The sequence below is a fragment of the Bradyrhizobium sp. LLZ17 genome, assembly GCF_041200145.1.
Lineage (GTDB): Bacteria > Pseudomonadota > Alphaproteobacteria > Rhizobiales > Xanthobacteraceae > Bradyrhizobium.
Genome location: NZ_CP165734.1, coordinates 6,924,787 through 6,947,747, shown reverse-complemented (window position 1 = coordinate 6,947,747; position 22,961 = coordinate 6,924,787). Strand labels below are relative to the sequence as shown.

Below are 22,961 nucleotides of genomic sequence, written 5' to 3'. Positions count from 1 at the left end.
GTCTCCAGAGAGAACAAGGATTCGACTCCAGACTGCGCTCGAACCGGGGGACGGCGCAAGCACGGAGCTTAACGGGCCTCAGGGCCCGGACAATACGGCGAAAAGCGGCCCCTCGCCTTCACTTTGGCGTTGATGCGGCCCTCTAAATCGGCCGCCGGATAACCCAGATCAGGATCAATCCGGCCACAGCCGAGCCGATCCCGACAGCGCGCAGGATGTTGTCCGGCGTGGTGATTGCGCTCTTCATGGCCTTGCGCATCCAACTGGGACTTGCCGCGAACATCAGGCCTTCGAGCACGAACAGGATGCCTAGGCCGATGAGGAAGTCGGCGAACGCAATGGACCTCATCGGATTGGAACCTCCCGTTATTCAGTTCTTGTCTGGACCAAGGGCGGCAGAAGCGCCGCCCTTGGTCTGGCTTATGGCTTCGCAGGTGTCTCGGTGGCCGTCTTGCCGCCCGGGTTACCGAAATAGCGGAAGAAATCCGAGTCCGGCCGCAGCAGGAAGCGGGTATCGCTCGACTTCAGCCCGTTTTCATAGGCCGACATCGATCGGTAGAATGCGAAGAAGTCAGCATCCTTGCCATAGGCTTCCGCGAACAGGCGGTTGCGCTCGGCGTCGCCGACGCCGCGGGTCTGTTCGGCGGTCGAGTTCGCCTCCGCGATGATCACCGTTGCCTCGCGATCGGCCTTGGAGCGGATCTCCTGCGCCTTCTGGCCGCCCTGCGCGCGGAACTCGGCCGCTTCGCGTTGACGTTCGGTCTGCATGCGCTGGTACACCGCCTGGCTGTTCTGCTCGGGCAGATCGGCGCGGCGGATCCGGACGTCGACGACCTCGATGCCGTAACCATCGGCTTCGTGGTCGAGTTGCTCGCGGATGCGTCCCATCAGCTTCTCGCGATCATCCCGCACCACGGTGATGAAATTGACCTCGCCGAGCACGCGGCGCAGGGCCGCGTTCAAGAGCGAGGTGAGTTGCAGGTTCGCGGCCTGGATCGAGCCCACGCTCTGATAGAAGCGCAGCGCGTCCTTGATGCGGTAGCGCGCAAAGGCATCGACCACGAGCCGCTTCTGGTCGGAGGCAATGACCTCCTGCGACGGGTTCTCGAGATCGAGAATCCGCTTGTCGATGTTAATCACCGAGTTCCAGGGCGCCTTGAAGTGCAGCCCGGGGTCGGTGACGACGTCCACCGGCTTGCCGAATTGCAGCACGATGGTCTGCTCGGTCTGCTGCACCGTGAACAGCGACATGTAGGCGACGATCATCACCAGCAGCAGCGCAAGCAGCGCCACGATGCCTGTAACCGGAGACCTCATCGGGTGCCTCCGCTCGACGGCTGGCCGGTGGTGGCAGGCCGCTTGGCCGTCAATTCATTGAGCGGCAGATAAGGCACGACGCCCTGGCCCGAGGAGCCTCCGTCATAAATCAGCTTCTCGGAGCCGCCGAGCACGCGCTCCATCGTCTCCAGATAGATCCGTTCACGCGTCACGTCGGGCGCCTTCTTGTATTCCTCGTAGACCTTCAGGAAGCGAGCGCTCTGGCCCTTGGCCTCGGCGACCGCCTGCTCCTTGTAACCTTCGGCGTCCTGCAGGATTTTGGCCGCGCGGCCACGCGCATCCGGCACGACCTTGTTCGCATAGGTCTGGGCTTCGTTTTGCAACTGCTCGAGGTTGGCCCGCGCCGCCTGCACGTCGCGGAAGGCATCGATCACCTGCGCCGGCGGATCCACTTTCTGCATCTGCACCTGGGTGATCTGGATGCCCGCGCCGTAGCCGTCGAGCGTCTTCTGCATCAGGTCCTGCACGGTGGCTTCAGTCTGCGTCCGCGCCCCGGTCAGGATCGGCTGGATATTGGAGCGACCGATCACCTCGCGCATCGCGCTTTCGGCGACCGCCTTCACGGTGCCCTCGGGATTCTGGATATTGAACAGGAAATTGCCGACCCCGTTGGGCTTGATGCGCCACAACACGGTGAAGTCGACATCGACGATGTTCTCGTCGCCGGTCAGCATCAGGCTCTCTTCGGGCACGTCACGGATCGAGCGCCCGCGCCGGGCCGGATCGTCGATCAGCGTCATGCCGATGGAAATGGTGGACACGCGCAGCGCCTTCGGCAGCAGCACCGTCTCGATCGGATAGGGCAGATGGTAGTTCAGGCCGGGATCGACGGTGCGCACATGCTTGCCAAAGCGCAGCACCACGCCTTGTTCTTCGGATTGTACCCTGAAGAAGCCGGACAACAGCCAGAGCGCGATGATGATGAGCAGGATCAGCGTGATGCCGATGCCGGAGAAATAGCCGCCGGGCATGATCTGCTGCAGCCGGTCCTGGCCACGCCGCAGAAGGTCTTCCAGATCCGGCGGCCTCGGCCCGACCGGTTGCGGGCCTGAGCCCCATGGCCCCTTCGGACCCGAGCCCCACGGGCCACCGCCCTGATTCTTCCACGGCATTCGATGCTCTCCTCGGCAGACCAGGACTAGAACTGACCCGGCCCGCATTGTCCGGTGCCGGCTTTATAGGGGACCGGCAGGTCCCTTACAACGCGGCCATGACCGTCCCACGAGCTATGCTCGGGAGCGGAAAAGTCAATGTAAACATTGGCGAATGCGGTTAATTGGGTGACCGCCGACGATATGTCACATAGGAGTAGTCGGCACTGTCGTCCGGGCCGGCCCGGTGTCGGACGCGGCTCGTCTCCTCCCACTCTGCCTTATCGATGTCGAAATGTGTGTCGCCTTCGGGCCGCGCATGCACTTCCGTCACTTCGAGGCGATCGGCACGATCGAACCATTGCCGGTAGATTTCGGCACCGCCGATCACCGCGATCTCGGCGACCGAGCGCCGCAGGGCATCGCCCCGCGCCACCGCGGCCGCATCTGCGTTCGAGGTCGTGACGACCGCGCCGACTGCGCGATAGCCGGCGTCGCGCGTGACGACGATATTGGTTCGCCCGGACAGCGGCCGAGGCAGGGATTCAAACGTCTTGCGGCCCATGACGACCGGCTTGCCGATCGTGAGCGCCTTGAAGCGCTGCATGTCAGCTTTCAGTCGCCACGGGATGGCACCTTTGGCACCGATGACGCCGTTCTCCGCGACCGCTAAAACGAAAACGATCTCCATCAGGTCCCGCTCCCCGCAAGCCGCGACAGCGCAGGCCCGGTGACGCGGCACAGCGTCCAGTCGTCCATCATGTCCGCGCCGAGCGATTTGTAGAACGCAATCGACGGCGCATTCCAGTCGAGCACCGCCCATTGCAGGCGCGACCAGCCGTTCTCGACACATTCCCTGGCAAGATAAACCAGCAACGCCTTGCCGAGACCGTGACCTCGATGTGACGGCCGCACATACAGATCCTCGAGATAGATGCCGTGACGGCCGCTGAAGGTCGAGAAATTGACGAACCAGACCGCAAAGCCGACCGGCTCGCCATTCCATTCGGCGAGTGCGCAACAAAGCCGCGGATCGCTGCCGAACAGCGCCTCCGCAATCATCGCCTCGGTTGCCTCGACCTCGTGCGACAGTTTTTCGTACGCAGCGAGTTCGCGGATGAAGGACAGAACGAGCCCGGCTTCGCCTGGACGCGCACGGCGGATGTTGAAAGACATCAGCGCTAAACCGCGACCGCCGCCTTGATGTGCGGATGCGGATCGTAGCCGACGAGCTCAAAATCCTCGTAGCGGAAGGAAAAAATGTCCTTCACGTCCGGGTTGATCCGCATCACCGGCAGCGCACGCGGCGCGCGCGTCAATTGAAGCCGCGCCTGCTCCAGATGGTTGGAATAAAGGTGGGTGTCGCCGAACGAGTGCACGAAGTCGCCGGGCTTCAAACCTGTGACTTGCGCGACCATCAGGGTGAGGAGCGCGTAGGAGGCGATGTTGAAGGGCACGCCGAGGAACACGTCGGCCGAGCGCTGATAGAGCTGGCATGACAGCTTTCCGTTCGCGACATAGAACTGGAACAGGCAGTGGCACGGCGGCAGCGCCATCTTGTCGACCTCAGCCGGATTCCAGGCCGAGACGATCAGGCGGCGCGAGTCCGGGTTGCGCTTGATCATGTCGATGACGTTGGCGATCTGATCGATGCTGCGGCCGTCCGGTGCCGGCCAGGAGCGCCATTGATGGCCATAGACCGGGCCGAGATCGCCATTAGCGTCCGCCCACTCGTCCCAAATGGTGACGCCATTGTCGCGCAGATATTTGACGTTGGTGTCGCCTTTCAGAAACCACAGCAGCTCATGCACGATCGCCTTCAGCGGCAGCCGCTTGGTGGTCAGCATCGGGAAACCGGCGGACAGATTGAAGCGCATCTGATGGCCGAACACCGACAGCGTGCCGGTGCCGGTCCGGTCGGTCTTCTCGGCGCCGTCTGAAAGAATCCGCTCGAGCAGGTCCTGATACTGGTGCATGTGCCAAAAACCTTTGGAAAAACGGCAGCCTTTTGGGAGGACGGCGAACTTAATGGCCGCCTCGGCGCAGCGACAGCATCGATTCGCCGCCTCGACCGATTATACCCGGAAAAGTGAGCCTTCCCGCAGCAAACGACAAGGGGCGGAACTCGCATCCCGCCCCCTCGCCTATCACTTTGATTGTGCTGGCGATCAGTTCTCGGATTCGGTGAACACCTCGTCCCGCTTGGCCCGCAGGAAAGGCAGCACCGTGAGCACCAGCAGGAAGGCCGCGATCGCCAACAGTGCGGCCGACAACGGACGCGTCAGGAACACGGTCCAGTCGCCGCGTGAGATCAGCAGCGCCCGGCGCAGGTTCTCTTCCATCAGCGGGCCGAGCACCATACCGAGCAGCAGCGGCGCCGGCTCGAAATCGTGCTTGATCAGCCAATAGCCGATCAGGCCGAACACGCCCGCGAGGATGACGTCAACCGGCGCGTTGTTCACCGAGTAGATGCCGATCGCGCAGAAGATCACGATTGAGGGGAACATCAGGCGGTAGGGCACACGCAACAACCGCACCCAGATTCCGACCAGCGGCAGGTTGATGATGATCAGCATCAGATTGCCGATCCACATCGAGGCGATCATGCCCCAGACGAGTTCCGGCTGCTTCTGCATCACTTGGGGACCCGGCACGATGCCATGAATGGTCATCGCACCCACCATCAACGCCATCACCGCGTTCGGCGGGATGCCGAGCGTCAGCAGCGGGATGAAGGAGGTCTGTGCCGCGGCGTTATTGGCGCTTTCCGGTGCCGCCACGCCCTCGATCGCACCGCGGCCGAACCGCGAGGGATTCTTGGCGATCTTCTTCTCGAGGGTGTAGGAGGCAAAGGACGCGATGACAGCGCCGCCACCCGGCAGGATGCCGAGGATCGAGCCGAGCACGGTGCCGCGTAGGATCGCGGGCGTCGAGTCGATCAGGTCCTTCCTGGTCGGCATCAGGCCGGTGATCTTCTGCTGCACCAGATCGCGGTTCATCTCGGCGCCGGCGTCGAGATTGCGGATGATCTCCGCGAAACCAAACACGCCCATGGCCACCGTCGCGAAGCCCAAGCCGTCGGCAAGCTCCGGAATGTTGAACGCCATGCGCGAGGCGCCGGTCTCGATGTCGGAGCCGACCATCGACAGCAACAGGCCGAACACGATCATCGCGATCGCCTTCAGTACCGAGCCCTTGGCCAGTACCACCGCGAAAATCAGGCCGAGTACCATGAGCGAGAAATATTCGGCCGGGCCGAACGCCAGCGCGAGCTTGGTCAAGGGCGCGCCGAGCACGGCGATTAGGACGGTCGCGACGCAGCCGGCAAAGAACGAGCCGATTGCTGCGATCGCCAGCGCCGGGCCGGCACGGCCCTGTTTCGCCATCGCGTGGCCGTCGATGGCCGTGACGACCGATGTCGCCTCACCGGGAATATTGACCAGGATCGACGTGGTCGAGCCGCCATACTGGGCACCGTAATAGATGCCGGCGAGCATGATCAGCGCGCCGACCGGCGGCAGTCCGAACGTGATCGGCAGGAGCATCGCCACGGTTGCGACAGTGCCAATGCCGGGCAGCACGCCGACAAGCGTGCCAACCAATGCGCCAATCAGGCACATGAGAATGTTGATCGAGATCGGCAGCGACAGGCCGTAGAGCCACCAGGGTGACCACCAGGAGATCTGAAATACCACACCGAAACCGAGGCCCAGATTGTGGAAGAGATCGAACATCAAACCCTCACTGAGCCAGGAAGCGCGGGAACATCGGCATCGGCAGCCCGAGCACGTAGGGAAAGAGCAGCGCGCAGCCGAGCGTCAGGCAGGCGCCGACGATGATCGCTTCGACCCAACGCGTCTCATGCGTGCCCATCGCCGCGATCAGGAAGCTCGTGAAGGCGGTGACCACCACGCCAAGCGGACGAATCGCCAGGGCGAAGAAGACAATCGAGATCATGACGAACAGGGGCCCGCGCCAGGCATAGTGCGCCATCGCCGGCCCGTCGGTTAGCAGTCCCGTCAACGCGATCCCGGCGCCGAGCGCGACAAGCAGCCCGCCAAACATCCGCGGCGCCGTACCTGCGCCAAAGGAGAAGCCGCGCATGCCCTGCAGATCGCTCGAGGCCCACAGCGCGAACAATGCGAGCGCCATCAGAACGATGCCGCCGACATAGTCCTGCGCCGACCTGATCGTCATGAAGATCGTGAGGATCGCCACCGCAAACAGCGGATAGGAATAGATCAGCGCGAGCAGCACATCGGACGACGCCTTCTTGGTGTCACCACCGACGGCTCCGAGCAGCGCAGCAGGTGCGCCTGCGAACAGCGCCGTTGCATGGCTGATCAGGACTGTGGCCGGGCCACGGCCGCCGCCCCAGCCAAAGATGGTTCCGATCGACCAGATGAATTCGAAAATCTGCGGCGCCAGGGCCAGCAGACAGAAACCGATCGCGACCGAGGTGTTTCTGGTTGCTGTCGCCGAGTGGCCCATTGTATCGGCCATGCATGTCTCCTCCGTGACTCCTAAGTCACGAGCACTGTTGTTCTAATCGGCTGGAAATCGTTCCCCCCGCCCGGGTCATTGCGTAGCGATTTTCATCACACAATGCCAGCAAAACCCAACACGCCCCCTGCGAGCAGAAGCCACAACGGATTGACGCGCGAGACGGATGCTATCACTGCAACCGTCGCGGTCAGAAGCAGCGCAGCAATGCTGCGATCTGTCGCCTGGGCCAGGATCAGGGCGCTCGCGGCCATCAAGCCGATCGAGAGCGGAACCAGCGCAGCCTGGATCAGCGCGGGCCAGCGCGATTGGCTCGGTCGGTTCAGGAGCCGGCTGACATAATAGGCAAGCAACGCCGTTGGCAGGCACATCGCCAGCGTTGCGGCCAGCGCGCCGGGAATGCCGGCGACGGCATAGCCGATCAACGTAACGATCAGGACATTGGGACCGGGCGAGAGCTGCGCGATCGCATAGGCGTCGGCAAACTGCTTGTCGGTCATCCAGTGATGCACGTCGACCGCGATGCGATGCATCTCGGGCACTGCGGCCGCGGCGCCGCCGACCGCGAATAGTGACATCAGACCAAAGGTGGTGATCAACGCCCAGATCGGGTTCTCGCCGCTCATGCTGCTACCTTCCGTCGCACGACGAAGCTCACCGCGATGCTGAGAGGGATCGCGACCAGCAGCACCGCCTGGAGCGGCAGGCGAAGCACGCCGATGGCTGTGAACACCGCGAGCATCAGGATGAGCGCGACCGCGTCCATCCGCTTGAACAGCGGCGTCATCATGCGGAACACCACGGCGATTAACAGGCCGACCGCGGCACAGGAGATGCCGGCAAGGCTGCGGCGCAGCACGTCCACATCGCCGAAACGGGCGTAGACGATCGCGAGCCCGGTCATGATCAGTGTCGGCGGCAGCAACAGCCCGGCAAAGGCGGCAACGCCCCCGGCGATGCCCCGCAGCCGCGACCCGAACACCATCGACAGATTGACGATATTGGGCCCGGGCAGGAAATGGCAGAGCGCAAAGGTCTCGTTGAACTCGTCCGCCGTCATCCAGCCGTGCTGCTCGACCATGGCTCGCCGGGCAAACACCAGAACCCCGCCGAAACCGGCCAGCGACATCCGGGCAAAGGCCATGAACAGCGCCGGCAGGCTGGGCGGAAGGCTGTGGACGGCGGTGAGATCCGGCACTTGCGCGGCCGGTGCTGAATCCGGGGACATGCCAACAGCTTAGAACGCGGTCCGCCGCCGGGCCAAGGCCGTCCGCAACCTATCCCAAAGGGAACCGCGGGATTCCCGCTCGAAACACCTGTCATTTGAAATGTTTGCCCCCTATATTGGGGGTGCCGGTTCGCCGGCTATGGAAATAAACGGTCGTCGCAATAAACCATTCGGACCCGGGGGCGGTACCCGGCGCCTCCACCAAAGCCCACCGATTTTCGGGCTTCAGCCTGCCGAGAGGCGGGTTTTGGCGGGGGCGAAATAGGATCGACGAGGGCGTAAAGGGCGAACTTTTTCCCGGTATTGTTCCGCCGTTATCGGGCTATGCAATAGTTGCCAACGACAACTTTGCTCCGGTTGCTCAGGCTGCGTAACGCAGTTTGAAAGACCATCTTGAAGTCCTAACGGGTTAAGCTCCGTTAGGCGGGGTTCGGAGGCACCTGGCAACAGAAGCCTCCACTTACCTCTTATTTCCTTCCCGGCGGGGACTCCTGCTGACCCGTCAGGCGCGGTACTATTGCGGCTTGGCGAGTCGGGCCGGCAGGGCCCGTCTCCTGGAATGCAACAGGACCACCATGGCGACCGACCATATCCGATACGACGTGCTGGCAACCGACGCGATGCGCGGGGTGGTGCGTAAGGTGCTGACCGATGCAGCAGCCAGCGGATTGCCGGGCGAGCATCATTTCTTCATCACATTCGCCTCGAAGGCCGACGGCGTGAAGATCTCGTCGCGGCTGCTCGCGCAATATCCGGAAGAGATGACGATCATCCTCCAGCACCAGTTCTGGGACCTGACCGTGCTCGAAGACCGCTTCGAGGTCGGCCTGTCCTTCGGCGGCATTCGGAGCGGCTGATCGTGCCGTTCAGCGCCATCAAGAGCTTCCTCGACCCGTCCGTGAAATTCGGCCTCCAGTTCGAGGCCTCCGACGTCGCCGATGTCGCGCCCGAGAACTTGCCGGCGACCCCCGCTGCTTCAGCCGTGTCGGTCCCCGCGCCCGTCGGCGACAAGGCGGAGACCACGGAGGAGCCGACCCCGCCCAGCCAGGGCGGCGCCGAAGTCGTGCGGCTCGATCGTTTCCGCAAGAAATGATCCAGGTTGGGCGCGAGATCGTCGCGCCCGGCCAAGTCCCTATATAGATGAGCACATGAAGAGACCGCGCGATATTTCGTGCGGCAGAATGGATGTGCTCATGGCCAAGACCGCCGGATCAAAGACTGCCCGCCCCTCACGCTCCGCGACCCGCACCGAGACCGACAGTTTTGGTCCGATCGAGGTCCCGTCTGATCGCTATTGGGGGGCCCAGACTGAACGCTCGCGCCAGAATTTTCGCATCGGCATCGACCGCATGCCGATCTCGTTGGTGCATGCGCTTGGCATCGTCAAGCTCGCCGCAGCGCAGTCCAACCGCGAGCTCGGCTTGCTCGACCAGCGCCGCGCCAATGCCATCATCCGCGCCGCCCGCGAGGTGATCGAGGGCAAGCTGGACGACCACTTTCCGCTGGTGGTGTGGCAGACCGGCTCGGGCACGCAGAGCAACATGAACCTCAACGAGGTGATCGCAAACCGGGCCAATGAGCTTTTGGGCGGCGAACTCGGCACCAAGAAGCCGGTGCACCCCAACGATCACGTCAACATGAGCCAGTCCTCAAACGATTCCTTCCCGACCGCGATGCATATCGCGGCCGCCGGCCGCATCACGGACGACCTCGTTCCCGCGCTGAGTGAACTGCTGGGCGCGCTTCGCAAGAAGGAGAAAGAGTTTGCGAGGATCGTCAAGATTGGCCGCACGCACACCCAGGACGCGACGCCGCTGACGCTCGGCCAGGAGTTTTCCGGCTATGCCGCGCAGGTCGAAAGCGGGATCGCGCGGCTGAAGGTTGCGGTGAAGGACCTCTATCCGCTGGCGCAGGGCGGCACCGCCGTCGGCACCGGGCTCAACTCGAGCCCTCGCTTTGCAAAACTGTTCGCCAAGCACGCGGCCACGATCACCAAATTGCCGCTCACCAGCGCCGCCAACAAATTCGAGGCGCTGGCTTCCAACGACGCGTATGTCCTGGTGCACGGCGCCATCAATTCGGTGGCGACGGGGCTGTTCAAGATCGCCAACGACATCCGCCTGCTCGGATCGGGCCCGCGGTCCGGTCTCGGCGAACTGGTCCTGCCGGAGAACGAGCCGGGCTCATCGATCATGCCGGGCAAGGTCAATCCGACGCAATGCGAGGCGATGACGATGGTGTGCTGCCAAGTGTTCGGCAATCACACCGCGATCACGGTCGGCGGCAGCCAGGGCCATTTCGAGCTCAACGTCTACAAGCCCGTGCTGGCCTACAACATGCTGCACTCGATCCGCCTGCTGGCGGACGCCGCGCGCTCCTTTACCGAGCATTGCGTCAGCGGCATCCGCGCCGACGAAAAGCACATCAAGGAGCTGATGGAGCGTTCGCTGATGCTGGTCACCGCACTCGCGCCGAAGATCGGCTACGACAACGCAGCCAAGGTGGCGAAGACCGCGCACGCCAACGGCACCACGCTGAAGGAAGAAGCGCTGCGGCTGGGCTTCGTCTCAGCGGACGAGTTCGATCGTTTGGTGCAGCCGGACAAGATGACGAGGCCGGGATAAATTCCGAATTCCGATAGTCATCCGTAGTGATACGGAGCCCGGACGCTCACAATTATGAGGCTTAACGGAGAGGATTTGATTACCGTCAATGTCGCGGCAAGGATGCGTGCTACGCATTCGTCTCCCCCTCGCGGGGGGCGAAATTCATCGTTTGATGGCCGACAGGCCGATTGACGAGGAGAAGCGAATGGCGATCAAGTCTCAGATCAAGTCTCTTGGGGCGCGGTGCGGCGCCTGGTTTCTGGATGTTTCATCCTGTCTGAAAAGGATCGGGTGATGGAGACGCGGCATGGGGAACGTCATCAACCTGAATCGTTTCAGGAAGCGCGCCGAGCGGGAAACCTCGGCGAAGCAGGCGGACGCCAACCGGGCGAAGTTCGGCCGCACCAAGGCGGAGCGGTCGGCGGAGGAGACGCGGGCGGACCAGGCGAAGGAGCGTCTGGACCAGCACCGGATCGATCGCGAGGAGCAGCCATGAAGTCGCCGGTCGTGAAACGATCAATCGTGGTCGCCGGCCACAAGACCAGCGTCAGCCTGGAAGAGGCGTTCTGGAACGGCATGAAGGAGATTTCGAGCCTGCGCAACATGACGTTGTCCGAGCTCGTTGGCGAAATCGACGGCGGTCGTCAGCAGGGCAATCTATCCTCGGCGATCCGGCTGTTCGTGCTCGACTACTTCAAGAGCCGCGCCATGGCGGTCCAGCCGGAAAAGGTCCCGGCCCAGTAAGCGCCGGGGTGCTTGCCCCACACTTTCGTGATCCGCACTTTAAAATCGCTCTAAGGTGCAGCTTCCGCGAGCGAGCGCGCTTGACCTCGATGCCTTGCGTTGAAAATACAGGGCATGACCGACACCCATGATACGCGCCCGCTTTTGCCGCTGGGTCTGGCCCAGCGCGGCTACACCGGCGTCATTCAGCACCTTTCCGCCAAGGACGCAGGCTCGGCGCTCTCGGACATCGAGCTCGAGAGCCGACTGATCGAGCTCGGCTTCGTCGAGGGGGCCCGGGTCGAGGTCCTGCACGAAGGGCTGGTCGGGCGCGACCCGATCGCGGTTCGCGTCGACAACATCACCATCGCGGTGCGCCGTCGCGAAGCCATGGCCATCATCGTCGCGTAGACAGCGACCGGATATTTGATCCAAGGCCTTTAAGCAAATGGAAGCACCCCTGCTGCATCTCGCCCTGGTGGGCACGCCAAACAGCGGCAAGACCTCGCTGTTCAATGCGCTGACCGGCAGCCGGCAAAAGGTCGCGAACTATCCGGGCGTCACGGTGGAACGCAAGGAGGGCTTCTTCGTCACCCCGTTGGGACGCCAGGTCTCGGTGGTCGACCTGCCCGGCACCTATTCGCTGCGCGGCCGCAGCCCGGACGAAGAGATCACCCGCGACTTCGTGCTCGGCAAGGCCTCGGGCGAGGCGCTGCCCGATCTTGTGCTGTGCGTCGCCGATGCGACCAACCTGCGGCTGACTATCCGCCTGCTGCTCGAACTCAAGCGCACCGGCCGGCCACTGCTGCTGGTGCTCAACATGTTCGATATCGCGAGCCGACGCGGTATCAGCGTCGACGTCGAGCGGCTCGCCAAGGAACTCGGCGTGCCCGTGGTCACATCGATCGCGGTGCGCAAAAACGGCACCGCAGACCTCTTGAACCTGACCGACGATATCTCGGCAAGGCTCGCGGCCGAGCCCGCCGAGAACAGCTGGCGCGCGCTCAGCGTCTCCGAGCTGCGCGCCACGCAGCGCGACGCCGACCGCATCATCGCCGACTGCGTCAGCCTGCCTGCTAGCCCCGACACCTGGACCGCGCGGATCGACGCCGTGGTGCTGCATCCCGTCGGCGGGCTCGTGGTGCTCGCGGCTATCCTGTTCGTGATGTTCCAGGCGGTGTTCGCCTGGGCGCAGCCGCTGATGGAGCTGCTCAACTCCGGCTTCGATGCGCTCGGCCAGTTCGTGCACGCCACCCTCCCCGCCGGCCTGTTGCAGAGCTTCGTTCAGAACGGGGTGATCTCCGGCGTCGGCAGCGTGGTCGTGTTCCTGCCGCAGATCATCATCATCTTCCTGTTCATCCTGCTCTTGGAAGATTTCGGTTACATGGCGCGCGCCGCGTTCCTGATGGACCGCATCATGGGCGGCGCCGGCCTGCACGGCCGCGCCTTCATTCCGCTTCTGTCGAGCTTTGCCTGCGCCATTCCCGGCATCATGGCGACGCGGGTGATCGACAACAAGCGCGACCGGCTGACCACGATCCTGATCGCGCCGCTGATGACCTGCTCGGCGCGCATTCCGGTCTATACGCTGATCATCTCCGCCTTCATTCCGGCGAAGGACGTCTGGGGCTTCGTCAACCTCCAGGGCCTCGTGATGTTCGGCCTCTACGCCGCCGGCATCATCAGCGCGCTGCTGGTCTCGTTCCTGATCAAGTTCTTCATGCTGCGCGACTACGCGCCGGCGCCCTTCATGCTGGAGCTGCCCGACTACAAGATGCCGCGCCTGAAATCGATCGCGATCGGCGTCTATACGCGCGCAAAAATGTTCTTGCACCGCGCCGGCACCACGATCTTCTCGATGATGGTGCTGATCTGGTTTTTGGCTTCGTTCCCGCAGCCGCCGGCGGGTGCCACCGAGCCTGCCATCAACTTCAGCCTGGCCGCGATCATCGGTCACGCGATCGCGCCGCTGCTCGCGCCGGTCGGCTTCAACTGGCAGATCGCGGTGGCGCTGATCCCGGGCATGGCGGCGCGGGAGGTCGCGGTCGCGGCGCTCGGCACCGTCTACGCGATCGAAGGCGGCAAGGAAGCCGCCGAGCAGATCGGACAGGTGCTGGCGACGAAATGGTCGCTCGCGACCGCGCTGTCGATGCTCGCCTGGTACATTTTCGCTCCGCAATGCGCGTCCACACTGGCCGTGATCCGGCGCGAGACCGGAAGCTGGGTCTGGATGGCGACGACGTTCGGGTACATGCTGGTGCTGGCCTATGCCGCTAGCTTTCTGACCTACAATGTCGCGGTGGCGTTAGGGGTGGGATAGGCCCCTCGAAACCAAAACTGCGAAAACAACCCCATGCACAGTAGACGGAAGCTGTGAGATCAACGGGTTACGCATGTACGAAATCTCTGGCCGTAACGCGAATGGAGCCAATCGAAATCCGAGCTCCTCACTGCCACGGTTGACCCGTCGGGGAAAACAGGTTCACGATGCCAACATCGGCTGTCCCCGGCATCGTGACCAGCTCGACATCGGCTATCTGGTTTCATGGATCAGTTCACAACCACCAGCCTCACCGCCGAGAGACTGGCCGAACACCACCTTGCGGATCTCGTTGCGCTTCACCTCGATCCCGAGGTGTCCCGCTACATCGGCGGCGTACGTTCGGCCGAGGCGACGAAGTCGTATCTCACCGTCAACATGGCCCATTGGGATCAGCACGGCTTCGGGCTCTGGGCACTGAGAACGCGAGACGGAGCGTTCGCGGGGCGAGCGGGACTCCGGCACATCCTGGTGGATGACACAGACGAGATCGAGATTGCCTATGCGATCAAACGCACGCTCTGGGGCCAGGGACTGGCAAGCGAGATCGCGACCGCGCTGACGCACATCGGACTGTCGCAACTCGCGTTGCCGTCCCTGATCGGCTTGATCGTTGTCGGCAACGCGGCGTCGCGCCGTGTGCTGGAGAAATCGAATTATGTCCTCGAGCGCAGCACGCAGCGTCACGGCAACGACGTGGTGATTTATCGCATTCGGCGCGGTAGCCACTCCAATGACGGCCAGTTCTTCCAACCGGCAAGCAAGTAGGATGGGCCAGAGCGAAGGCGAAACCCATCACGCTTCAGCGCGGAGGCAACGATGGGTTTCGCAAGAGCTCTCCCCATCCTACGCACTGGGCCGTATGGCCATAACGATGGTACGTTTCGAAGATGTCCAGACGCCACACAGTCCTGCTTGATCTCGACGGGACCCTGATCGATTCCCGGCCCGGCATTGCCGCAAGCTGCCTCGCTGCACTGCGCGCGCTGGGACACTCTCCTGACGAAGCGCTGGACATTACGGCCTTCATCGGGCCGCCGCTCGAAGACGTGCTGCGCGCTTTGCTGCGGAGATATGGCGACGACCGCCTCGACGCCGCCGTGGTGGCCTATCGCCGGCACTACGGCGAAAGCGGCTTTCTCGGAAGCGAGCTTTACCCCGGCATTGGCGAGGCGCTTGGAGAGATGCAGCGGGCGGGCTTACGCCTCTACATTGCCACGTCGAAGCGCGAGGTCTTTGCGCGACGCATCGCAGGGCACTTGAATCTCGCCGGATATTTCGACGGAATCTACGGCTCGGTGGACGGTGGCAAGCTCGATCACAAGCCGGAATTGCTCGCCCAAATCCTGTCCGAACAGGACTTCATCGCTGCGGAGGCGCTGATGGTCGGAGACCGCCGGCATGACATTGTCGGCGCCCACGCGGTCCGGATGCGCGGCCTTGGCGTGCTTTGGGGGTATGGTAGCCGGGACGAGCTTGAAGCGGCAGGCGCGGATCATGTGGTGGAACGCACCGCTGATCTCGCTCGGACCGTTCGATCGATGCTGGAAAACTAGCTCGCGATTCGAGTAGCGGCGTGTCGCGAACCGCGCATGCCGTCGTCCACAAATTCGTACAAATCCGCAAGAAAATCGCACCCGGATTTGAATGGCGTTCGCGCAATTGGCTGTCTATGGTCGATCCATGTCGCGCCTTTCATGTCTATTTGTTGCCGTCGCCCTGTCGCTGCTGCCGGTCACCGCGCCGGCTGCGCCCGTGCACAAGAAGCCGGCGCAAAGCTGGCATGGCTACGGCTTCCTGCCGGGCTATCGTCAGCCCCTGAGCAACAGTCAGCCGCTCTTCGTGCAGAAGAATGGGCTGCGGCGCTATGCGCGCAACAACCGGCGTCCCTGGTATATCGACCCGGTGCCCGCCTATTACGGCTATGACGGCGACTGGCACTATTTCGGCCGGCCCGGCTTTGCCGGCCCTCGCTACAATGGCGGCAGCTTCGGTCCGTGCTGGACGCGCACCCCGATCGGCGCGGTCTGGAATTGCGGCTGAGAGCCGGAGATCTACCCCCCGAAGGCCCACGCCCTACCTGAAATACCCCAGCACGAGATCGATATCCGAGCTGCCGGCGGCGGTGCCGTTCAGCTCGGCATCGATGACACGGCGACAGGCTTCGATCGCGGCGTGATCGCCGAGATCGTTGGCGGCTTCCAGCGCGAGCCATGCGGCGTCGACGGAAGCCTTGTCCGGAGCCGACCCGCCGGTCTCGGCGTTGAGGCTTTTGGTCTTGCGAATTGCGGTGCCGAATTGAGGCAACATAGCAAATACTCTCCTGCCAATTCCCGAATGAGGCTCAGTGCACTTGCTCAGTGCATGTGGAGCTCGGGCTGACGACCCTGGGCGGGATCGGCGCCGGCATTGTTCTTGCGCGACTGGTAGAACTTCAGGACGCTGCGCGAGGTCTCGGTCTTGAGCCGGCCGAAATCGCGCTCGTTGTCGTGGAGCTCGCGCGCCGTGATCAAATGGTCCTTGGCGCCGAGGAACAGCAGCGACATGGTCGTGTCCCAGGAGAAATCGAGCGCCTTGCACAGCACCAGCAGGATCTCGCGGTTGCGGTCCATCATCGCGCGCTCGATCACGTCGACCGGCAGCGACGAGAGCAGCGAGAGGCCGATCTGCACCTCGTCGAGACGGTGCTGGCGCGCATAGTTCGAAATCGAGTCCTGGTTGAGGTTGCCCTGACGGTATTGCGTCGTCACCACGCGCTTGGCAACGAAGTAGCTGCGCGAGGACGGGCCGAACTTGGACTGCAAATCGCCGGTGACCTCGGTGACCGAGCTCTGCAGCTGCGCCATCATCTCGGGCCGCTCGTGCTCGAGCCGGCGGCGGACGTCTTCGGAGGCCTTGGAAATGAGCTGCTGGAAGATGTGCCGCGGCACGTCCTTGCGCAGGCCGAGTTGCTCGGCGAGGATCGAGTCGCCCTCGGCGCGCCTGACCATGTGCAGCAGGCCCGAGCCGGAGAAACGCGCGCCCTCGTTCCTGGCGACGGAGGTCACGACCTCCTGGTCACCGCGCTTGACCAGCACGTCGGTCACGGCCTCGCCGATCGACTTGCGCTGGGCGATCGCGAGCAGATGCGACTGGCCCTTGGTCATGGCGCTCTCGACCAGCATCTTCTCGTCGAGCCGGGTAGAGTCGCGCAATACGGGACCGGCGACGTCGATCTCGTCGTCGAGAGCGAGTTTTTCGACGACGTTGAGCGGCGCGTGATCGCAGGCCGCCATCAATTCCGAGAGCTGCGTGCGTGCAGCGACCTCGATCTCGTCTGCGAGCCGCCCGATGACCTCGCCGAACATGCTGATCTCGTCGTCGCTATAGCGGCCGGTGATCAAAATATCGGTCGCATGCCACAACGCCTTCACCCGGCTTTCGTCGGTGCCGCGTGCGATGGCATCGTCCAGATCGTGTAGAAGCGATTTTGCCCCGTTCATGTCGATCACCCCAGTTCTTGGCGGCTCGCCCTGCCTTGATCGGCAGGACGTCGAATTCCTCTGGAACCGACACTAGGGACCAAACGCGAGAATCCGGTAAAACCGGCAGATCAGTTTTGCCGGGCAAAATTCGTTAAAATGCGGGGGAATGGGTTTAGCGGCGCGTAACACGGAAGGTGCGCTCCCTCTCCCGCTTGCGGGAGAGGGTTGGGGTGAGGGTGTCTCCCCAACGGGACGATCCCCCAGCGGACAAAGCCCTCACCCGCGCCTTCGGCATAGCCGAGGCGGCGCCTTGGCGTTCTTAGATGACGGCCGCCAAAGGCGGCCTATGCTCTCCCGCAAGCGGGCGAGGTCAAGCGAGCCCGCGGCCCGTTCAGTGCAAACCAAACCTGCTCTACGGATTCTGTGGCGTCAGCACCAGCGGCGGCTTCGGCTTGGGCCTTGGCGGCGGCGGGCCGGGGGCCGGCCTCACCTCGATCGGCGGCGGCAGCGGCGCGATCTGCTGGCTCGCAAGCGGCGGGCTCGGCGCGGCGGGCGCGGCCTGCGGGGCCTTCGGCGTCGGCGCGACCCTTGGCTCGGCCTTTGGCTCAGACCTTGGCTCAGATTTGGGCTTCGGCGGTGCGCGGCGCGGATCGCGACCAGGCATCGGCACATCGGTGAGCGACGATTCGGGCGCGGGGTCGGGAGAGACCAGTGTCGGCAGTGCGGCGGTGGCCGGCGGCGGTTCGCCGCGCTCGATGGCATCCAGCCGGCGCGTCTCGCGATCGATGGTGCGCACCGCAAGCCATGACGACAGCGGCGCGAGATCGACGCTGCGGTTGAGCTTGTCGGGCGGGCCCGCCGCAAACACCTGAATTTCCGGCGGGGCGCCGGAGAGCCCGGTCATGATCGGCGTCAGGCTGGCGCGGATATCGGCCTGGTCCGCGGGAATATCGTAGCCGCCGGAAACGATGGCGCGGGCGTTCTTCGCTTCCAGCGGCGTGGCGCCGACGCGCAGCCGGCCGTCGCGAATCGTGAACGGGATCTGCGCGGAAGCGACCGTGATCGGGCCTGCCGAGAGCGCCGGGTCGACCAGCTGGCGCAGCCGGTTGTCGTCGGAGACCTGGCCGCTGTCGCTGGCGCGAATGGCGATCTCGAAGGCACGCGGATTGAGCCCGTTGATTTCAGCCGAGTCGAGCGTCACGGTACCGTTGCCGGCGAGCGCGCCGGTCAGCGCCGCGACGCTGCGGCCCTGACTCGTCAGCGCCATCTGCAGCGACGCGCGCCCCTTCGGCAAAGCGAGATCGCGGTAGCGCAAACTCGCCGCATCGACATTGCTGAGATCGACGCGCGCACTCAGCGCAAGGCCGTTGGCGCCGTTGCGCGCATCGAGGCTTGCGGTCATCTCGCCGCCCCCAATGCTGCCCTTGAGCGCGTCGAGCGCGAGCGACTGGCCGTCACTCCTGATCGTGCCGCTGAACGGACGCAGCTCGATTGCGCCCGGTAAAGTTCCGCGCAACGCCTGGAAGGCGATCCGGCCACGCCAGCCCGTGACGAGTCCCGCGCTCAGCGGCTCTCCAGCGTCTCGTCCGGCCGCACCCAGGGCCACCGCGAGCGTGGGCATGAGATCGAGCGTGTCCAGCCCGACTTCGCCATCGACGCTCTTCTCCTGATCCAGGGTCATGGCGAGATGGCCGCGCAGATGCGAACCTGCGGCAGCGCTGTCGAGATCGTCAAAAGTCAGCCGATTGCCGGACAGCGTGAGGCGGGAGGACAGGCTGACGCTCTGGGCGGATTTGTCGGCCGGACTGGTCCCGAACAGCGGTGCCAGATTGGCGTTGCGCACATGCAAGTTCACATTGGCCTTGGGCTCCGGCCCAGACAATTCGACACTGCCCAGGGCATCCGCCTCCAGCGCGCCGCCACTGAGCTTGGCGTTCAATTGCAGCGACCGGCGCCACGCGCCGCTCAGCTTTCCTTCGAACTGCGAGGCGCCCTCGCCTGCGGCGACGATGCGATCGAGGCCGAGCAGCGCCAGCAGCGCACCCGCCTGCGGCGTCGACACTTTCGCGTCCAGCGTGAAGTCGCTGTTGCGGAGGCGGTCGATGTCGATGCCATTGAGCGCGGCCGCCGGCGTCTGCGCAGCCAGCGTCGCAATGGCCTTGAGCTGCGGCGCATCGAGGTCGAACACGGCGCGGGCGTCGCTGCGGTCGGCATGTTCGGCGTTCTTGTCGAGGCTGAGATCGAGCTTGAGGCGGGTCGCGCCGGGCGGTGACGGGAGAGCATCGAACCGCGCGCGCACCGCGGGCGCGATCGGCTCGAGCAGCGCGGTGAGATCGCGCAGCGAGTTGGCCGAGGATTTCAGCGCGAGGCGGCCCGTCGCCTGGGTGCGGTCGAAGCTGCCGCTCGCCTCGGTGGTCACACCGTTCGGCTGACCGAACCGCAACTGCTCCAGCGACAGCGATGTCGCGCCATAGCCGAGCCTGGCCGCGAACGGCCGCAGCTCCTGGCCGGCGGAGATCGCGCGGCCGACGTCGAGCGAGAGCTTTGCTTCTTCCGGCCATTCGCCCTGCGGTCCCGCCAGCGCGCGGACAAAACTCGCGGCGGCATCGAGGTCGAGCCGGTCCGCTTTCAGCTCGGCGTCGATCCGCGAGCCTTTGTTCACGCCGGTCTGCACGAAAGCGATCCGTCCCTCCACAGTGCCGCCTTCGATATCGGCCTTCAGCTTCTCGATCGCGAAATGGTTTGCGGCGATGGTCACATCGCCTGCCAGGCGCAGCGGCCGCGTGCTGCGGCGGTTGACCTCGCTGCGGCCCTGGAGCCAGGCCACCAGCGTATCAGGATCGGAGGATTCGACGCTGAGGCGGCCGCTGAAACTGTCGGAGCCCGGCGCGGCCCCGTTCAGCGCCAGCTGCGTCATGCCGGGCGCGCGCAAATCCAGCCGCTGGAACGTCCACGATCTTCCGTCAGTCGTCAGCTCCGCCGAGATGTTCTGGAGCGGGCGGCCACCCAGCATGATCTGGTCGGAATTGAACTCGATCTGCGCCGGGATCGGTGCCTGCGGGATCGCGGCGAGGCCCGCGCGCAGCGCCGGCAGGATGCGCAGCGGCTCGGCATCATCCTTGCCGGCCAGCTTGTCGGCATCGACCTGACGCGCCGACAGCACCGCGCGCAGCAGCGGCGACGCACCGAACCTGAGATCGCCGACGCCGCCGACCTTCAGCGCTGCGTCATCATTGCCGAAGCTCGCGTCGATCTGGTCGAACTTGGCACCGGCCGGGTCGGCCTTGAGCTTTGCGGTGAGCTTCCAGGGCGTGGGCCCGCTCTCGCCCGGCTTCCGTGTCGCCGGCACGGCCAGCGTCAACGCGCCCTCAAATTTCGGCAGGCGGTTGTCGAAGGCAAGCACGCCTTCGAGATCGGCCAAAATGGCACGCTCGCCTGGATCGATGTTGAGGTGAAGACGGGTGGCGCTGCCGTCGGGGCTCGGGCCGGAGGAGATGCGGAACGGATAGCGCGTGCGCCCGGCGGTGAAATTGCCGTCACCGCGCACGGAGCCGGCGAGCGAGCGCACGTCGCCGGAGAAGGCGATGTCGTTGAGCTCCAGTGTCGAATGGCTGGCGGCGTCATGCAGCGCGATGCGGCCGGTGAGGTTGAGCCGCTCGATGGCAAGCGAGGCCAGATTGAAGGTGCCGCTCGCGGTCGACGGCAGGTCGACCCGTCCTTTGGCGTCGAGGCCGAGATCCACCGCCATGCCGTTGACGGTGAGCTCGGTCGCACGCCATTCGCCGCGCATCAGCGAGCTCAGGCTGAACTCGACATCGAGCTTGTCGGCGCGCAGCCGGCCGAGATCGTTGTTGCCACCGAAGGTGACCGCCCGCAGCCGCAACGTCGGCGCCGGCAGCAGCCGCGCGTCCAGCTCGCCCGCCACCCGCACCGGCACGCCGATGATACGGCTCGCCTCCGCCTCGAACTGGGGCCTGAACTGGTTCCAGTCGACGAAGTAAGGCCCGATCAACGCGGCCAGCAGCGCTAAGATGAAGGCAATCGCCAATCCGAGCAGCGTCGTCTGCACGGGTCTCCCCTCGGCCAAACCGGCAACCGGGCCAAACCTTGGCCGCCAAACCTTGGCCGCAGAGGCTTCAGGCGCGCCGGAACAGCCTCTTATATAGGGGGAAGTGTGGCGAAGTCACAGCGACTGTTGGGCGCGGCGGTTAACCCCGGTGCGAGATCCTCATGGTGAGGAGGCGCGCAAGCGCCGTCTCGAACCATAGAGGCCCCCGCCTGCGGCCATCCTTCGAGACGCCCGCCTTTAGGGCGGGCTCCTCAGGATGAGGTAGAGCGCTCGTAGAACCAACGCTGACGGCTATTACCAGCTTGCCGGAAGCTGCTTGAGGCCGCGCAGCACGAAGGTCGACCGCCATTCCGGGTTCTCGACGTCGTCGATGCGCAAATCCGGCAGCCGCCGCAGCAGCGTGGCGATGGCGATCTCGGCCTCGATCCGCGCCAATTGGGCCCCCAGGCAGAAATGGATGCCGCCGCCGAACGACAGCGGCCTGACATTGGGCCGGGTGATGTCGAGGCGGTCGGGCTGGTCCGGATAGACTGCCGGATCGCGGTTGGCCGAGCCGAGCAGGCAGAGCACGGTCTCGCCCTTGGGGACCTTGACGCCGCCGAGATCGTCGATCTCCTCCAGCGTGACGCGCCCGGTCATCTGCACCGAGGAATCGTAGCGCAGGAATTCCTCGATTGCGTTGGTGATCAGGTCCGGCTGCACCTTCAGCAGAGCAAGCTGGTCGGGATTGCGATGAAGCGCCAGCAGGCCGTTGCCGATCAGGTTGACGGTGGTCTCGTGGCCGGCACCGAACAGCAGGATGATGTTGGCGGTCAACTCTTCATTGCTGAGCTTGCTGCCGTCCTCCTCGGCCTGCACCAGCTGGGTGATGAGATCATCCCCGGGAGTGCGGCGGCGCAATTCGAACAGCTGCTGAAAATACATCTGCGCCATCATGTTGGCGGCGTTGGCCTTCGCGATCTCCTCGGGCGACATCGGCACCGGGTCGAGCAGCCGCCCTCCATCGCGCGAGCTGTTGTAGAAGACCTCCCGATGATCCTCCGGGATTCCGAGCATCTCGCAGATGATGGTGACCGGCAGGCGGAAGGCGAAATCCTCGATCAGGTCCATGTGGCCGCGGTCGATCACCGCGTCGATGGCCTGATCGACGATCGCCTGAATGCGCGGCCGCATGTCTTCGACCCGCCGGGCGGTGAAGGCCTTCACCACGAGGCCGCGCAGGCGGGTGTGGTCGGGCGGATCGGCCTGCAGCATCCAGTGAGCCATGCTGCGGAACACCGGCTCGCTCATGATCTCGGGGCCATAGCGGCGCTTGGTGCGCTCGACAAAATCCTTGCCGAAGCGCTTGTCGCGCATCACTAGGCTGACCTCGGCATGACGACTGGTCACGAACGATCCGAACTGCGTCACGTGGACCGGCTCGGTGGTGCGCAGCCGCGCATAATGCGGATAGGGATTGCGAATGAAATCCGGCGACAGCGGATTGAACAGCGGATCGCCGCCCGCGGGTTGCACTTGCTCGTTCATGGTGACCTCACATCGGTTGCCGCATGACACGAATACGCCGGCTGCCCCCGATGCCCGCGTAACCCATCCCTGAGATTATCAACTGGATACAT

The 22,961-nt window shown here is 64.3% G+C and carries 22 protein-coding genes, 1 other RNA gene and 1 pseudogene; 10 read left to right on the top strand and 14 right to left on the bottom strand.

The genetic code is table 11. The features are described 5' to 3' along the window. Positions 1-142: 142 nt before the first annotated feature. From AB8Z38_RS33285 to AB8Z38_RS33240, 10 genes are all read right to left on the bottom strand, one after another. Positions 143-349, bottom strand: a complete 207-nt coding sequence (locus AB8Z38_RS33285; protein WP_369721800.1) for a DUF2065 domain-containing protein — start codon at positions 347-349, stop codon at positions 143-145. A 71-nt stretch (positions 350-420) separates the two neighbouring features. Then, entirely contained in the window at positions 421-1,317 is an 897-nt protein-coding gene (gene hflC / locus AB8Z38_RS33280) for a protease modulator HflC (protein ID WP_369721799.1), read from the bottom strand. Continuing rightward, positions 1,314-2,450, bottom strand: a complete 1,137-nt coding sequence (gene hflK, locus AB8Z38_RS33275; RefSeq protein WP_369721798.1) for an FtsH protease activity modulator HflK — start codon at positions 2,448-2,450, stop codon at positions 1,314-1,316. Before hflK ends, hflC begins: the two co-directional genes overlap by 4 nt. 160 nt (positions 2,451-2,610) lie before the next feature. Beyond that, positions 2,611-3,120, bottom strand: coding sequence for a dihydrofolate reductase (locus AB8Z38_RS33270; protein WP_369721797.1), 510 nt, complete (start codon positions 3,118-3,120; stop codon positions 2,611-2,613). Continuing rightward, positions 3,120-3,605 carry an N-acetyltransferase family protein gene (locus AB8Z38_RS33265; protein WP_369721796.1) on the bottom strand — a complete coding sequence of 162 codons (486 nt, stop codon included), beginning with the start codon at positions 3,603-3,605 and terminating at the stop codon, positions 3,120-3,122. Before AB8Z38_RS33265 ends, AB8Z38_RS33270 begins: the two co-directional genes overlap by 1 nt. A 5-nt stretch (positions 3,606-3,610) precedes the next feature. Further along, positions 3,611-4,405, bottom strand: coding sequence for a thymidylate synthase (locus AB8Z38_RS33260; protein ID WP_369721795.1), 795 nt, complete (start codon positions 4,403-4,405; stop codon positions 3,611-3,613). A gap of 192 nt (positions 4,406-4,597) precedes the next feature. Further along, positions 4,598-6,163 carry a tripartite tricarboxylate transporter permease gene (locus AB8Z38_RS33255; protein ID WP_369721794.1) on the bottom strand — a complete coding sequence of 522 codons (1,566 nt, stop codon included), beginning with the start codon at positions 6,161-6,163 and terminating at the stop codon, positions 4,598-4,600. A 7-nt stretch (positions 6,164-6,170) separates the two neighbouring features. Next, the gene (locus AB8Z38_RS33250; protein ID WP_369721793.1) at positions 6,171-6,932 is read right to left on the bottom strand and encodes a tripartite tricarboxylate transporter TctB family protein; all 762 of its coding nucleotides are present in this window, start codon (positions 6,930-6,932) and stop codon (positions 6,171-6,173) included. A 95-nt stretch (positions 6,933-7,027) separates the two neighbouring features. Beyond that, entirely contained in the window at positions 7,028-7,558 is a 531-nt protein-coding gene (locus AB8Z38_RS33245; protein ID WP_369721792.1) for a chromate transporter, read from the bottom strand. Further along, positions 7,555-8,160, bottom strand: a complete 606-nt coding sequence (locus AB8Z38_RS33240; protein ID WP_369721791.1) for a chromate transporter — start codon at positions 8,158-8,160, stop codon at positions 7,555-7,557. The genes AB8Z38_RS33245 and AB8Z38_RS33240 overlap by 4 nt, the downstream gene beginning before the upstream one ends. 85 nt (positions 8,161-8,245) lie before the next feature. Here AB8Z38_RS33240 and ssrA point away from each other — a divergent pair. The 10 genes and pseudogenes from ssrA to AB8Z38_RS33190 all read left to right on the top strand — a co-directional run bounded on the left by ssrA (position 8,246) and on the right by AB8Z38_RS33190 (position 15,852). Then, positions 8,246-8,621, top strand: a transfer-messenger RNA (tmRNA) gene (gene ssrA, locus AB8Z38_RS33235). A 114-nt stretch (positions 8,622-8,735) separates the two neighbouring features. Then, positions 8,736-9,253 (top strand): annotated as a pseudogene (locus tag AB8Z38_RS33230) (SspB family protein). A gap of 88 nt (positions 9,254-9,341) precedes the next feature. Beyond that, a complete protein-coding gene (gene fumC / locus AB8Z38_RS33225; RefSeq protein ID WP_369726664.1) occupies positions 9,342-10,784 on the top strand; it encodes a class II fumarate hydratase in 1,443 nt (480 codons plus the stop codon). A 289-nt stretch (positions 10,785-11,073) separates the two neighbouring features. Continuing rightward, positions 11,074-11,262, top strand: coding sequence for a DUF4169 family protein (locus AB8Z38_RS33220; protein WP_369721790.1), 189 nt, complete (start codon positions 11,074-11,076; stop codon positions 11,260-11,262). Beyond that, on the top strand, positions 11,259-11,510 hold the full coding sequence (locus tag AB8Z38_RS33215) for a ribbon-helix-helix domain-containing protein (RefSeq protein WP_369721789.1): 252 nt from the start codon (positions 11,259-11,261) through the stop codon (positions 11,508-11,510). Before AB8Z38_RS33220 ends, AB8Z38_RS33215 begins: the two co-directional genes overlap by 4 nt. 114 nt (positions 11,511-11,624) lie before the next feature. Next, a complete protein-coding gene (locus AB8Z38_RS33210; RefSeq protein ID WP_369721788.1) occupies positions 11,625-11,900 on the top strand; it encodes a ferrous iron transport protein A in 276 nt (91 codons plus the stop codon). Between the two features lie 37 nt (positions 11,901-11,937). After that, positions 11,938-13,809, top strand: a complete 1,872-nt coding sequence (locus AB8Z38_RS33205; protein WP_369721787.1) for a ferrous iron transporter B — start codon at positions 11,938-11,940, stop codon at positions 13,807-13,809. A 225-nt stretch (positions 13,810-14,034) separates the two neighbouring features. Further along, entirely contained in the window at positions 14,035-14,577 is a 543-nt protein-coding gene (locus AB8Z38_RS33200; protein ID WP_369721786.1) for a GNAT family N-acetyltransferase, read from the top strand. Between the two features lie 122 nt (positions 14,578-14,699). Then, positions 14,700-15,365: an HAD hydrolase-like protein gene (locus tag AB8Z38_RS33195; RefSeq protein WP_369721785.1), complete on the top strand. Its 666-nt coding sequence runs from the start codon at positions 14,700-14,702 to the stop codon at positions 15,363-15,365. Positions 15,366-15,492: 127 nt separating this feature from the next. After that, complete coding sequence (locus AB8Z38_RS33190) at positions 15,493-15,852, top strand: hypothetical protein (RefSeq protein ID WP_369721784.1); 360 nt, start codon at positions 15,493-15,495, stop codon at positions 15,850-15,852. A gap of 33 nt (positions 15,853-15,885) precedes the next feature. Here AB8Z38_RS33190 and AB8Z38_RS33185 read toward each other — a convergent pair whose 3' ends face one another. The 4 genes from AB8Z38_RS33185 to AB8Z38_RS33170 all read right to left on the bottom strand — a co-directional run bounded on the left by AB8Z38_RS33185 (position 15,886) and on the right by AB8Z38_RS33170 (position 22,869). After that, positions 15,886-16,119 (bottom strand): hypothetical protein, encoded by a 234-nt coding sequence (locus AB8Z38_RS33185; RefSeq protein WP_369721783.1) that lies wholly within the window; start codon positions 16,117-16,119, stop codon positions 15,886-15,888. A gap of 47 nt (positions 16,120-16,166) precedes the next feature. Then, on the bottom strand, positions 16,167-17,291 hold the full coding sequence (locus tag AB8Z38_RS33180) for a DUF2336 domain-containing protein (protein ID WP_369721782.1): 1,125 nt from the start codon (positions 17,289-17,291) through the stop codon (positions 16,167-16,169). Between the two features lie 394 nt (positions 17,292-17,685). After that, on the bottom strand, positions 17,686-21,342 hold the full coding sequence (locus AB8Z38_RS33175) for an AsmA-like C-terminal region-containing protein (protein WP_369721781.1): 3,657 nt from the start codon (positions 21,340-21,342) through the stop codon (positions 17,686-17,688). Positions 21,343-21,636: 294 nt separating this feature from the next. Continuing rightward, a complete protein-coding gene (locus AB8Z38_RS33170; RefSeq protein WP_369721780.1) occupies positions 21,637-22,869 on the bottom strand; it encodes a cytochrome P450 in 1,233 nt (410 codons plus the stop codon). Positions 22,870-22,961 lie beyond the last annotated feature (92 nt).